This is a genomic window from Cupriavidus sp. WGlv3, from assembly GCF_023952475.1.
Classification (GTDB): domain Bacteria; phylum Pseudomonadota; class Gammaproteobacteria; order Burkholderiales; family Burkholderiaceae; genus Cupriavidus; species Cupriavidus phytorum.
Genome location: NZ_JALHRX010000002.1, coordinates 58,777 through 71,079, shown reverse-complemented (window position 1 = coordinate 71,079; position 12,303 = coordinate 58,777). Strand labels below are relative to the sequence as shown.

The window sequence follows — 12,303 nt, the reverse complement described above, 5'->3', positions numbered from 1 at the left end:
GAGCGCGGCGTGAAACTCTATGAAAAGCTGGCTGCGGATATCGAGGCCCTGGTGCAACAGGGCGTGCTGCTGCCCGGCGAGCGCATTCCGTCGGTGCGGCAGACCAGCCAGCACCACCGCATGAGCATCACCACCGTGATCCGCGCCTACGTGCTGCTGGAGAGCCGCGGCATCATCGAAAGCCGGCCGCAGTCCGGCTACTTCGTGCGCGCACGGACGGGCGAGCCGGTGGCCGCGCTGCGCCCGTCGCGGCCCAGCGCCAGGCCGTCGGCGGTGGATGTCAGCGCGCTGGTGCTGTCGACGCTGCGCTCGATCCGCTCGGACGAGGCCGTGCCGCTGGGCTCTCCCTATCCGGATCCCGCGCTGTTCCCGTGGCAGCGCATCAATCAGTACGCCAACAATATCGCGCGCCGCTATGCCAGGTGGACCATGCTGGACGACCTGCCGCCCGGCAGCCCCGAGCTGATCCGCCAGATCACGCGCCGCTATCTCGAAAATGGCTACGCCATCGACCCGAACGAGGTCATCGTCACCATCGGCGCGACCGAGGCAATCAACCTGTGCCTGCAGGCGGTGGCCAAACCGGGCGATACCATCGCGGTGGAGTCGCCGACCTACTACGCCATGCTGCACGCCATCGAACGGCTGGGCATGCGCGCCATCGAGGTGGCGACCGATCCCGCCGCGGGCATCGACATCGATGCCCTGGCGCGGCTGATCGACGAAAAGGGCGTGGCCGCCTGCATGGTGATGCCAAACTTCCAGAATCCGCTCGGCTTCCAGATGCCCGACGACAACAAGCGCGCGCTGGTGGCGATGCTGAGCGCGAAGGACATACCGGTCATCGAGAACGACGTCTACGGCGAACTCTATTACGGCGAGGCCCATCCCAGTTCATTGAAGGCCTATGACGAGGCCGGCATCGTGCTGCATTGTTCGTCGTTCTCCAAGACCCTGACCAATGCCTACCGCATCGGCTGGGCGCTGCCGGGACGCTACCGCGAGGCCGTGGAACGGCTCAAGTTCCTCAATACGCTGACCACGCCGGCGATTCCGCAACTGGCGATCGCCGAGTTCCTGAAGAACGACGGCTACGATTTCCACCTGCGGCGCGTGCGCAAGGCCTATGCGCAGCAGGCCAGCATCATGGCGGCCACGGTGCGCCGCTTCTTCCCGGATGGCACCACCACCTCGGAACCGGCGGGGGGCTACGTGCTATGGGTGCAGCTGCCCGCGGGCATCGACGCGATGGAGATGTATCACGCCGCGCTGGAGCATCGCATCACCGTGGCGCCGGGGCATATGTTTGCGCCGGGCGCGACCTATCGCCACTGCATCCGGCTGAACTACAGCGGCGAATGGTCGCCGGGCATCGAATCCGCCGTGCAGACGCTGGGCAAGATCGCGCAGCACCTGCTGGCGCGCAGCCGGGAACAGAGCGAGGAAGGACGCTAGCATGCAAGACGCCGACATCGATCCCGCCATCGTCGCGGTGCTCCAGGTGCTGTGCCAGGCCGGCCGCGCGGGCGGCGGCCTCTGGTCGCTGGCCAGGATCGCCAAGCGTTGCGGCCTGCCGATGAGCGTGCTGCGGCGCGTGCTGACGCAGTTGCAGGCGGCCGGACTGGCCGACATGTCGATCGACGAAGCCGGGCGCGGCCATGCGCGCCTGACCGAGGCCGGCGCGGAGCTTGCCGCGCAGGTCTTTCCCGAAACATGACATAGCCGGCGCCGGGCCCGCGCCTCAGCCCCCGACCAGCGACATGCGCACCGTGGGATATTGGTGCTTGCCACTGGCGAGCCTTTGCGCGCGTAATCCGTTGCGCAGCTCCGAGTAACGGTCGCCGCGCGCCTGCCATGCCTGCCGGATCGCCTGTGCCAGGTCTTGCTGCGGGCACGCGGCGCCCAGGTGCTGGCGCAGGTCGACCGACCGGGTGGCAAACAGGCACAGGTGCAGCCGGCCATCGACCGACACGCGGGCGCGGGTGCAGTCGCCGCAGAACGGCTGCGACACGCTGGAGATAAAGCCCAGCTTCAGGCTGCCATCGGCCAGCATGAAATTGCTGGCGGTCTCGCCGGCGCGCCTGGCGAGCGGCAGCAGCGCATGCGCGCGCTCGATCATGCCGCGCAGTTCCTCCGACGGCACTACCCGCCCCTGCGACCAGCCGCTGGGCCCTTCCACGTCCATATACTCGATAAAGCGCAGCGTGACGCCGCTGCCGCGGAAGTGTTCGACCAGCGGCAGCACCTGGCCGTCATTGGTGCCGCGCTCGACCACGCAGTTGACCTTGACCGGGGCCAGGCCGGCGGCCCGGGCTGCCTCGATGCCCTCCAGCACGCGGCCGACCGGAACCTCCACATCGTTCATGGCGCGGAAGATGCCGTCGTCCAGGCTGTCGAGGCTGACCGTGACCCGGCCCAGCCCGGCGTCGCGCAGTGCGCGGGCCTTGCGCGCCAGCAGGCTGCCGTTGGTGGTCATCGCCACTTCCACCGGCTTCCCCTCCCGCGTGCGCATCGCGGCAATCCGTTCGACCAGCGACTCGATGCCCTTGCGCAGCAGCGGCTCGCCGCCGGTCAGGCGCACCTTCTCGACGCCCAGGCCGACAAAGGCGCGCGCGATGCGCAGCAGTTCGTCGTCGGAGAGGCGTTGCGCGGGCGTGAGGAACGGATAGTCGCGGCCGAAGCGCGACTTGGGCATGCAGTAGGTGCAGCGGAAATTGCACTGGTCGATCACCGACAGGCGCAGGTCGCGCAGCGGGCGGCCGAGCTGGTCCAGCACGGCGGACGCCGTTGGCTCCGGCGCGCTGGCCGGCAAGGCTTGCACAAGCGCTGCTTGCATGATGAACCTCCGTGGGGCGATGGAGTTTGGGGGGATGCCGTCCATCGTAGGCGCGGGTGACTGCGCCGCAGACGTACAAAACGGCTAGTGCGCAAGCAGCACAGTGCGCCCGGCGCGGGCGCGTCAGTGGCGCGACTCGCGGATGCGTACCGTGGCGGTCTGGCCCGCAATCAGCTGGACGCCGTCCGGCACGGGATCCAGCGCGATCCGCACCGGTATGCGCTGCGCCAGCCGCACCCAGTTAAAGGTCGGGTTGACGCTCGGCAGCAGGTTCGGCCCGAGCGCGCGGTCCTGGTCCTCGATGCCGGGCGCAATGCTCTGCACATGCCCGTGCAGCGGCGCGTGCTGGCCCATGATGTGCACTTCGGCGGCGCTGCCGATGCGGATCGCGGGCAGCTTGGTTTCCTCGAAATAGCCCTCGACGTACTGCGAGCCGCTCGCCACTACCGACAACGCTGGCTTGCCGCGGGTGGCGAAGTCGCCTGCGCGCGGCAGGCGGTCGCTGATCTGGCCGTCGACCGGGCTGGTGACGCGGCAGCGCGCCAGGTCCAGAGATGCCGCGTCGACTGCGGCCTCGGCCTGGTCGAGGCGCGCATGTGCGGCAGCCACAGCGGCCGCATTGGGCTGCCGACTGGCCAACGCCAGCGCCGCGCGCGCCGAAGCGGCCTCGGCCTGCGCCTGTTTCAGGCGCAGGCGGAAGCGCTCGGGGTCCACCTCGAACAGCACCTGGCCGCGTTGCACGCGGGCGTTGTCGCCGATCAGCACGGCGGTGACCGGGCCAGAGACATCGGGCGCGACCTGGATTACCGCGGCGCGCACGTGGCCGTCGCGGGTCCATGGCGCCGCGGTGTAGTACTGCCACAGGTGACAGGCGGTCAGCGCCGCGGCGCAGACCGCGGCCAGGGTCACCGCAACCGGGGCGAGCAGCGAGAGCTTGCGAATCATGATGGGTCCTGCCAGACGAGCGCGACGATGGCGCCCAATATAAGGATGTACAGCGAGAGGTTGAACAAGGACCGGTGCCACACGATACGGTAGAAGCCGATCCGGACCAGCACCGCGCGCACCCCGGCGGTGACCGCGAATGCGGCCAGCATCCACACCACGGTGGCGGGCACGAACACGCCATACAGGTCGAATTCAGTGGCGTGCATGGCGTCTGTCCTCGTCATGGGGATAGAGGGCAAGGCGCAGCGTGGCCAGCGCCGCCAGCGCAGCGCGCGAGCTGCCATGCGCGGACGTGGCCAGCGCCGCGAAGGCCGCGTCGATCTGCGCAGCCAGCGCCGGCGCCGGCGGGATGGCATGGCCGGCACGCGCGCAGCGGCGGTAGTGCAGCGCGACCCCGGCAAGCACGCGGACGACTGCGCGGTCGGTGGCACGATCGGTGGCGCGCCGCAGCGCCAGCACGGCAACTTCGACCAGGAAATCGGCAAGGGCATTGGCGGCCTGCTCATGGCTGGCATGGTTGCGGCGCGTCAGCGGCGGCCACTGGCGCAGCAGCCGGTCCAGCAGGCGGCCACGCAGCCGCGCGCTGTTGACCGGGGCGCGCGGATGGGCGGCCAGCGCGATCTCGTTCCAGTTGGCGCGCGCCAGCCGGTATGCCACCAGCTGCTGGCCAAACGGCTGCATCAGCACCGCCCACAGCGCGGCGAACACCAGTGCCGCCAGGCTGGCCAGGCTGCTGTTAAAGGCGCCGGCAAAACTCGCCGGCCCCAGATCCTGCGGCCCCGGGAACGACGCCGCGGTCACGGCCAGCAGCACGCCGAACAGCGCGAAGCGCGGCTGCGTGGTCATCGCGCCGATCACCAGGTAAGGCCCGAACAGCAGCGCGGCGAGCGAGCCGAAGTCATGGGCCAGTTGCAGCACCACGAACTGGTAGTACCAGGACAGCAGCGCGCAGGCCACGCTCCACGTGATCACGCGGCCGGCCACCAGCCGCGGCTCGGGCGTGCAGGCGATAAAGCAGCTGGCCAGCGCCGCCAGGCCGACCGGCACCGCGCCGTCCACCCATCCCGATGCTATCCACAGCAGGCCGGCCACCAGCGTCGCCGATCCCGCCGTGGCGGCGCGGAACCATAGCTGTGCGTGGTCATGGTGCCGTGCCTGGCCGGCCGGCTCCACGCGGTAGCGCAGCGCCGCGGGCTCGCTGCCGCCCTGGCGCAGGCTGGCCCCCAGCAGGCGGCAGTCCTGCCAGAGGTCGCCCAGTTCGTCGAGGTAGACACAGGTGGCCGCGACCAGCCGCGCGTGCCAGTCGGCGGGCGCGGCCGGTGCCGTGCCCGCCGGGTACCACGACGGCGCCGGGCGGGACGCGCCGGCCGCACCGGCGATCCAGGCCAGCATGGCGCCCAGGCGCTGCGCGACCTGGTCCGGCATGCCGGCACGAAGGCAGCGCAGCGCGTCTGTGGCATCGGCCAGCGCCAGCACCAGCGGCAGCAGTGCGGTCATGCGCTGGTGAAGCGCGCGTGCGCGTCGCAGCGTGTGCGCGTTGCCGGATTCATAGGCGAGCTGGGCGATCTGGGTTTCCAGCGCGAGGATATCGGCGGCGAGCGTGCTGAAGCTGTCGTGGCGTTGCCCCGCGCTGGCGCCGCCGGCCAGCATGTCGGTGGTCCAGCGCGAGGCGTGCTCCATCCATGCTGCCGCACGCGCGGCCAGCGCCGGCGCCGTGCGCGATGGGAACACCACCGCGCTGACCAAGCTGGCGCAGACGATGCCGATCACGATCTCCTCGATGCGCGTGAGCGCGACGTCGAACACCGTGCCCGGATGCGTCACGGTCGGCAGCGCCACGATCGGCAGCGTATAGGCGGCCAGCAGGCAGATGTAGTTGCGCGGGGCCGGCTCCAGCAGGGACAGGTAGAGCAGGGTGCCGGTCCAGCAGGCAATCGCCGCCATCAGCAGCACGGGCTGGTCGACCAGCCCCGGCACCAGCGCCACCGCGCCGATGGCCCCAAGCAGCGTGCCGATGACGCGGTAGGTGCCCTTGGCATGCGTCGCGCCGGCGAGCGGGCTGGACACCAGGTAGACCGTCGCCATGGCCCAGTAGGGCCGCAGCAGGCCCAGCGCCAGCGCCGTGCCGAGCGCCAGCATCGCCGCGCCGAATACCTTGAGCGAGTGCAGCCAGGGCGCAAGGTCCGGCACGCGCGCCCATGCTGCCGCGAATGCGGCGGCGATGCGGGCCGGATGCGGGCGCGCGAGGGCGCGTGACAGCGGGCTGGAAGCAGGCATGGCGTCAGTGCGCGAGGCCGACGGCGCGCATCAGCAGCTTCATCAGGCTGGCGCAGGCGAACACCGTGCCGACCCCGGCCAGCCACAGCGCCAGCAGCCAGCCGAGGCGCGCCGCCAGCGGTGCGCTAAGCTTCTTGTGCGCAGTCCTGGCCATCAGTGGTACCCCTCGCCACGCCGGACCTTGCCGCGAAACACGTAGTACGACCACGAGGTGTAGGCCAGGATGATGGGCACGATGAAGAGCGTGCCGACCAGTGCGAAGCCCTGGCTTTGCGGCGGCGACGAGGCGTCGAAGATCGAGACCGACGGCGGGATGATGTTGGGCCAGATGCTGATCGCCAGCCCGGTATAGCCCATGAAGACCATCAGCAGCGCATACAGGAACGGCGCCACATTGGGCTGGCGGCGCAGCGACCGGTAGATGCCCCAGGCCGAGCCCAGCACCAGCAGCGGCACCGGCAGGAAGAACAGCAGGTTGGGCAGCGCAAACCAGCGCTGCGCGATCTCCGGGTGGGTCAGCGGCGTCCAGATGCTGACCGCGCCCACCATCGCCAGCATCACGCCGGTCAGTACGTTGGTCACGCGCAGCATGGTCCACTGCAGCCGCCCTTCGGTCTTCATGATGAGCCAGGTCACGCCGAGGAACGCGTAAGTGATCACCACGCCAACGCCGCAGAACAGCGGGAACGGCGCGAGCCAGTCGAGCGCGCCGCCGCTGAAGGTGGTGCCGTCCATGGCGATGCCGTCGATATAGGCGCCCAGCGTCACGCCCTGGAAGAAGGCGGCGACCACCGAGCCCCAGGTGAACGCGGCATCCCAGTACGGGCGGCTGCGGTCGCTGGCCTTGAAGCGGAATTCGAAGGCGACGCCGCGAAAGATCAGCCCCAGCAGCATGAACACCAGCGGCAGGTAGAAGGCGCTGAGCAGCACCGAATACGCCAGCGGGAAGGCGCCCAGCAGCGCGGCCCCGCCCAGCACCAGCCAGGTTTCATTGCCGTCCCACACCGGCGCGACGGTATTCATCATCACGTCGCGGTCATGGCGGTCGCCGACGAAGGGGAAGAGGATGCCGATGCCGAGGTCGAATCCGTCCATGATCACGTACATCATCACGCCGAAGAAGATCAGGGCGGCCCAGATAACGGGAAGGTTGATACCCATGTCGATCCCCTGTTCAGGATTCGCGGCGGCCGTGCGGGGCCATCGCGTTGGGAGTGGAGGCGGCGGCCAGGGCGGCGGGAAAGACGCTGCCGGGGCCGTAGGACGGCCTGTCGTCTGGATGCGGGTGCGCGTGCGTGTCCGGCGCGGGGCCGGCGCTGGCCAGCTTCAGCATGTAGCGGATGCCGACGCCGAAGCAGACGAAATAGACCACCACGAACAGCGCCAGCGACAGCGCCACCGGCCCCGCTTGGTGTGCGGAGACTGCATCGTGGGTGCGCAGCAGCCCATAGACCACCCAGGGCTGCCGCCCGATCTCCGTGGTCATCCAGCCCGCCAGCAATGCGATCAGGCCGGTCGGCCCCATCGCCACCGCCAGCCGCAGGAATGCGCGCGAGCGGTACACGGCGCCGTTGCGGCGCAGGATCCAGCCGAGCAGGCCGAACAGGATCATCGCCACGCCCAGGCCAACCATGGCGCGGAAGGTGAAGAACACCACGGTGGCGTTGGGACGGTCTTCCTTCGGGAAATCCTTGAGCCCGCGGATCTGGCCGTCCAGGCTGTGCGTCAGGATCAGGCTGCCCAGGCGCGGGATCTCGATGGCGTAGCGGGTCTCTTCGCGCTCCATGTCGGGAATGCCGAAGACGATCAGCGGGAAGCCGCCCTTGTCGCCGCTGGGCGCGGTGTTCCAGTGGCCTTCCATCGCCGCGATCTTGGCGGGCTGGTGCGCCAGCGTGTTCAGCCCGTGCGCGTCGCCCACCACCGCCTGCAGCGGCGCGGCCGCCAGCACCATCCACAGCGCCATCGACAGCATCTTGCGCGCGGCGGGCACGGCACGGCCATGCAGCAATTGCCAGGCCGATGCCGCCGCCACGAACAGCGCCGACGACAGCAGCGCCGCAATCACCATGTGCGCGAGGCGGTAAGGGAACGACGGGTTGAAGATCACCTCGAGCCAGTCGGTCGGCACCACCTTGCCGGCGACGATGGCATAGCCGGCGGGCGTATGCATCCAGCTGTTGGAGGCCAGGATCCAGGTCGACGAGATCAGCGTGCCCAGCGCCACCATCACTGTCGAAAAGAAGTGCAGCCCGGGCCCGACGCGGTTCCAGCCGAACAGCATCACGCCGAGGAAGCCCGCTTCCAGGAAGAACGCGGTCAGCACCTCGTAGGTCAGCAGCGGGCCGGTGATGCTGCCGGCGAACTGCGAGAAGCCGGACCAGTTGGTGCCGAACTCATAGGCCATGACCAGTCCGGAAACGACGCCCATGCCGAAGTTCAGCGCGAAGATCTTGATCCAGAACTGGTACAGGGTGCGGTAGACCGGGTCTTTGGTATAGAGCCAGCGCGCTTCCAGGAAGGCCAGGAAACACGCCAGCCCGATGGTGATGGCGGGAAACAGGATATGAAAGGAAACCGTGAATCCGAACTGGATCCTGGCGAGGTCCAGCGCTGTGAGTCCGTGCATCGATGTGCTCTCCGTGGGGTTGCCGCCGGCACGACGGCATGTCGCGCGACACTACGGACAAGGGTAGGGACTACAGCGTGGCTGGCAGGGATACAGTTTTTGGGGATGTGGGCAAGCTCAGTTGTTCAGGCAGGGCCTTGGTGCCCTCGACTCACAGCTGTTTTCTCCCCTCTCCCGCTTGCGGGAGAGGGGCGGGGGAGAGGGCAGGACGTCGCTATGCCAACGCGTCGACTTCGTTGCGACGCCCGCCCTCACCCCGAACCTCTCCCAGAGGGAGAGGGAGTACTCAATCAGCAATGGCAAACGCGCTCAGCTGAACAGCGCCAACGCCTTGCCCAGCGTGGACCAGATGCCGGTGCCGAGCGGAATCAATACATAAGCCCAGAACGCAAACAACAGCAGGGTCTTGCCGAAAGTGCGATCGTCTTGCATGGCGTATCTCCGTGCGATGGTCGAGGGAACGACGCGCTCAGGCCGCGCCGGCGGCTTCGCGCAGATGGTGCCGCGCATGCACCGGCCGCATCAGCAGGTTGCACGCGAAGCCCACCACCAGCAGGCCCGCCATGATGTGCAGGGTGTCGACATAGACCTCCGACCTTGGCACCCCGAGCGCGAGCTTGTACTCGCGGATGTAGTTGACCAGCGCCGGCCCGGCGATGCCCGCGGCGGCCCACGCCGTCAGCAGGCGGCCATGGATGCCGCCGACGTAGGCGGTGCCGAACATGTCCGCCAGGTAGGCCGGGATGGTGCTGAAGCCACCGCCATACATGGTCAGGATCAGGAAGTAACAGACTACGAACAGGGCCACGTTGCCGGACGCGCCCACCGCCGGCACCGCCATGTAGAGCGCCGCGCCGAAGGCGAAGAAGATGGCGTAGGTGAGCTTGCGGCCGAAGTAGTCGCTGGCGGAGCTCCACAGGAAGCGCCCGGTCATGTTGCCGATGCTGAGCAGGCCGACGAAGCCCGCCGCCGCCGCGGCGGTGATGGTGCCCTTGAAGGTTTCCTGGATCATCACCGCGGCCTGGCCCAGCACGCCGATGCCGGCCGTGATGTTGAGGAACAGGATCAGCCACAGCAGGTAGAACTGCGGCGTCTTCAGGGCCTGGTCGATATGCACGTTGGCGTGCGTCACCATCTTGCTCGGCCTGGCCGGGGGGACGTAGCCAGGCGGCGTCCATCCCGGGGCCGGGATGCGAATCGCGAGCGCACCGATCGACATCGAGACGAAGTAGATCACGCCCATCACCAGGAAGGTCTCCGCCACGCCAGCGCTGCTGGCGCTCTTGAAATGGTTCATCAGCGCCACCGACAGCGGCGCGCCGATCATCGCGCCGCCGCCGAAACCCATGATCGCCATCCCCGTGGCCATGCCGCGCCGGTCCGGGAACCAGCGGATCAGCGTCGACACCGGCGAGACGTAGCCCAGCCCCAGGCCGATGCCGCCCAGCACGCCGTAGCCCAGGTACAGCAGCCAGATCTGGTGCAGCCAGATGCCGAGCGCCGAGACCACGAAGCCGCCGCCGAAACAGCAGGCCGCGGTGAACATGGTGCGCCGGGGTCCGACCTTCTCCAGCCACTTGCCGGCAAACGCGGCCGAGATGCCGAGGAAGAAGATCGCCAGCGAGAACACCCAGCCCAGCGTGGTCAGCTGCCAGTCGCCGGGCGCGGATTGCGTGACGCCGAGGATGCGGGTCAGCGGCTCGTTGAATACCGAGAAGGCGTAGGCCTGGCCGATGCACAGGTGCACCGCCAGCGCGGCCGGGGGCACCATCCAGCGGTTGAAGCCGGGGCGGGCGATGATGGCCTCCTTGGAAAAGCGGGAGGGGCGCGAGGGTCGCGCGCTGCTCGTGTTCGTCGGGATGCGTGGGCTGGACGAGGGCGTCTGCGCTTGCGCGGGATATGGCATGAAGTTGTCTCCTACCTGGAAGTGGCAGCCTCTTGTTGCGCGGGAGCGGCGGGCTGGAGCGCGTCGTCCAGCAAGACCTGTGCCCAAGTCCCGGGCCCTTTGCCATCAACGCATGACGCCGAACGGCCCGCTGGCGGGCGCGATGCGATGGACAAAATGTCCGCGCGCCGGCCCCTTGCCCCGGCCAAAATGTCCACCCGCTGCGGGTTGGCCGGGTCGGGCTCGGTTTAATTCCCAATACAGCGGTGGTGCCGACTGTCGCTAGACTCTCCCACTCTCCGTCTTTCCGCCCCGCAACCAGCAAAGTGATGACCGAACGACAAGGCAATGCGGCCGACACCGACAACTGGCAGCGCCGCACCATCCTGGTGGTGGACGACGAGGCCGGCATGCGCTCGTTCCTGTCGCGCGCGCTGGACGGCAAGGTCGATGCCGTGCTGACCGCTGACAGCGCCGAAGCCGGCGCGGCGCTGCTGGAGCAGCGCCATGTCGACCTGATCTTGCTCGACGTGGCGCTGCCGGGCGCCAGCGGCGTGGAATGGCTCAAGGCCCTGCGCGCCGCCGGCAACCCCGCCGACGTGATCCTGATGACCGCCTTCGCCGACATGGAGACCGCCATCGAGGCGTTGCGCTCGGGCGCGGCGGACTTCATCGTCAAGCCGTTCCGCGTCGACCAGATGCTCAACGCGATCCGGCGCTGCTTCGACCGCGCGCGCCTGGCGCGCGAGAACTACCTGCTGCGCCGCGAGCTGGACCAGTACACCATCCACAAGCATGTGGTCGGCAACTCCGAGGCCATGCGCAAGGTGATGGCGCTGGTCGCGCGCGTCGCGCCGATGCCGTCGACGGTGCTGGTCACGGGCGAGTCCGGCACCGGCAAGGAAGTGGTGGCGCGCGAGCTGCACCGCCTGAGCGGACGGCAGGGCCAGTTCGTGCCGCTGAACTGCGGCGCGATGGCGCCGGAGCTGATCGAAAGCGAGCTGTTCGGCCATGCCCGCGGCGCCTTCACCGGCGCCGCCGGCGCGCGCCATGGCCTGTTTCTCTATGCCGACGGCGGCACGCTGTTCCTGGACGAGATCTCCGAACTGCCGCTGCCGATGCAGGCCAAGCTGCTGCGCGTGATCGAGGACCGGCGCATCCGCCCGCTCGGCACCGAGCGCGAGATGGTAGTGGACGTGCGCATCGTCGCGGCTTGCAACCGCAACCTGGCCCATGAGGTGGCGGCCGGGCGCTTCCGCCAGGACCTGTATTACCGGCTCGACGTGGTCTCGATCGCGATCCCGCCGCTGCGCACGCGGCCGGAAGACATCGTGCCCCTGGCCGGGCATTTCTCCGAGCAGCTGTCCGCCCAGCTGGGCCTGCCGGTGGTGCCGCTGTCGCCCTCGCTGGTGCGCCTGCTCGAAGCCTATGACTGGCCCGGCAATGCGCGCGAGTTGCGCAACCTGGTGGAGCGGGCCCTGATCCTGGGCGAGTACCCGGTCGAGCTGCTGGCGCAGCCGGGCGAGCCGGCTGCGGCCGTCGCCGATGGCACGGGGCAGGCCCCGGCCGACGACGCCGTGCTGCTGGAGTCGGTGGAGCGCCGGCACATCCTGCAAGTACTTGCGTCCGAGGGCGGCAACCGCGCCGAAGCGGCGCGCCGGCTCGGCATCTCGCGGCGCACGCTGGACCGCAAGTGCCTGCAGTGGGGGCTGCGTCCTTGACCACGCGCGA

Annotated in this window: 12 protein-coding genes; 3 read left to right on the top strand and 9 right to left on the bottom strand. The window is 69.0% G+C overall.

Annotation, left to right across the window (positions count from 1 at the left end):
- Positions 1-9: 9 nt before the first annotated feature.
- Together MKD38_RS03770 and MKD38_RS03765 are read left to right on the top strand one after the other, a co-directional pair.
- Entirely contained in the window at positions 10-1,455 is a 1,446-nt protein-coding gene (locus tag MKD38_RS03770) for an aminotransferase-like domain-containing protein (protein ID WP_252674726.1), read from the top strand.
- A gap of 1 nt (position 1,456) precedes the next feature.
- Positions 1,457-1,717 carry a helix-turn-helix domain-containing protein gene (locus MKD38_RS03765; protein WP_252674725.1) on the top strand — a complete coding sequence of 87 codons (261 nt, stop codon included), beginning with the start codon at positions 1,457-1,459 and terminating at the stop codon, positions 1,715-1,717.
- Positions 1,718-1,741: 24 nt separating this feature from the next.
- Here MKD38_RS03765 and moaA read toward each other — a convergent pair whose 3' ends face one another.
- From moaA to MKD38_RS03725, 9 genes are all read right to left on the bottom strand, one after another.
- On the bottom strand, positions 1,742-2,836 hold the full coding sequence (gene moaA / locus MKD38_RS03760) for a GTP 3',8-cyclase MoaA (protein WP_252674724.1): 1,095 nt from the start codon (positions 2,834-2,836) through the stop codon (positions 1,742-1,744).
- Positions 2,837-2,959: 123 nt separating this feature from the next.
- The gene (locus tag MKD38_RS03755; protein WP_252674723.1) at positions 2,960-3,781 is read right to left on the bottom strand and encodes an HlyD family secretion protein; all 822 of its coding nucleotides are present in this window, start codon (positions 3,779-3,781) and stop codon (positions 2,960-2,962) included.
- Positions 3,778-3,990: a DUF1656 domain-containing protein gene (locus MKD38_RS03750; RefSeq protein WP_116328183.1), complete on the bottom strand. Its 213-nt coding sequence runs from the start codon at positions 3,988-3,990 to the stop codon at positions 3,778-3,780. The genes MKD38_RS03755 and MKD38_RS03750 overlap by 4 nt, the downstream gene beginning before the upstream one ends.
- Complete coding sequence (locus MKD38_RS03745; RefSeq protein ID WP_252674722.1) at positions 3,977-6,061, bottom strand: FUSC family protein; 2,085 nt, start codon at positions 6,059-6,061, stop codon at positions 3,977-3,979. Before MKD38_RS03745 ends, MKD38_RS03750 begins: the two co-directional genes overlap by 14 nt.
- Before the next feature lie 4 nt (positions 6,062-6,065).
- A complete protein-coding gene (locus MKD38_RS03740) occupies positions 6,066-6,215 on the bottom strand; it encodes a DUF2474 family protein (protein ID WP_252674721.1) in 150 nt (49 codons plus the stop codon).
- Positions 6,215-7,222 carry a cytochrome d ubiquinol oxidase subunit II gene (cydB, locus tag MKD38_RS03735; RefSeq protein ID WP_252674720.1) on the bottom strand — a complete coding sequence of 336 codons (1,008 nt, stop codon included), beginning with the start codon at positions 7,220-7,222 and terminating at the stop codon, positions 6,215-6,217. The genes MKD38_RS03740 and cydB overlap by 1 nt, the downstream gene beginning before the upstream one ends.
- Before the next feature lie 13 nt (positions 7,223-7,235).
- On the bottom strand, positions 7,236-8,687 hold the full coding sequence (locus MKD38_RS03730; RefSeq protein WP_252674719.1) for a cytochrome ubiquinol oxidase subunit I: 1,452 nt from the start codon (positions 8,685-8,687) through the stop codon (positions 7,236-7,238).
- 309 nt (positions 8,688-8,996) lie between these two features.
- Positions 8,997-9,119 (bottom strand): MFS transporter small subunit, encoded by a 123-nt coding sequence (locus MKD38_RS31000; RefSeq protein WP_256504671.1) that lies wholly within the window; start codon positions 9,117-9,119, stop codon positions 8,997-8,999.
- A gap of 37 nt (positions 9,120-9,156) precedes the next feature.
- On the bottom strand, positions 9,157-10,593 hold the full coding sequence (locus tag MKD38_RS03725; protein WP_252674718.1) for an L-lactate MFS transporter: 1,437 nt from the start codon (positions 10,591-10,593) through the stop codon (positions 9,157-9,159).
- Positions 10,594-10,901: 308 nt separating this feature from the next.
- Between MKD38_RS03725 and MKD38_RS03720 the strand changes: the two genes are divergently transcribed.
- Positions 10,902-12,293, top strand: a complete 1,392-nt coding sequence (locus MKD38_RS03720) for a sigma-54-dependent transcriptional regulator (RefSeq protein WP_252674717.1) — start codon at positions 10,902-10,904, stop codon at positions 12,291-12,293.
- Positions 12,294-12,303: the final 10 nt, after the last annotated feature.

Excerpts from the sequence above, each read along its gene's own strand:
- MKD38_RS03765 (WP_252674725.1), top strand. The coding sequence starts at position 1,457 with ATGCAAGACGCCGACATCGATCCCGCCATCGTCGCGGTGCTCCAGGTG.
- moaA (WP_252674724.1), bottom strand. The coding sequence starts at position 2,836 with ATGCAAGCAGCGCTTGTGCAAGCCTTGCCGGCCAGCGCGCCGGAGCCA.
- MKD38_RS03755 (WP_252674723.1), bottom strand. The coding sequence starts at position 3,781 with ATGATTCGCAAGCTCTCGCTGCTCGCCCCGGTTGCGGTGACCCTGGCC.
- MKD38_RS03750 (WP_116328183.1), bottom strand. The coding sequence starts at position 3,990 with ATGCACGCCACTGAATTCGACCTGTATGGCGTGTTCGTGCCCGCCACC.
- MKD38_RS03745 (WP_252674722.1), bottom strand. The coding sequence starts at position 6,061 with ATGCCTGCTTCCAGCCCGCTGTCACGCGCCCTCGCGCGCCCGCATCCG.
- MKD38_RS03740 (WP_252674721.1), bottom strand. The coding sequence starts at position 6,215 with ATGGCCAGGACTGCGCACAAGAAGCTTAGCGCACCGCTGGCGGCGCGC.
- cydB (WP_252674720.1), bottom strand. The coding sequence starts at position 7,222 with ATGGGTATCAACCTTCCCGTTATCTGGGCCGCCCTGATCTTCTTCGGC.
- MKD38_RS03730 (WP_252674719.1), bottom strand. The coding sequence starts at position 8,687 with ATGCACGGACTCACAGCGCTGGACCTCGCCAGGATCCAGTTCGGATTC.
- MKD38_RS31000 (WP_256504671.1), bottom strand. The coding sequence starts at position 9,119 with ATGCAAGACGATCGCACTTTCGGCAAGACCCTGCTGTTGTTTGCGTTC.
- MKD38_RS03725 (WP_252674718.1), bottom strand. The coding sequence starts at position 10,593 with ATGCCATATCCCGCGCAAGCGCAGACGCCCTCGTCCAGCCCACGCATC.
- MKD38_RS03720 (WP_252674717.1), top strand. The coding sequence starts at position 10,902 with ATGACCGAACGACAAGGCAATGCGGCCGACACCGACAACTGGCAGCGC.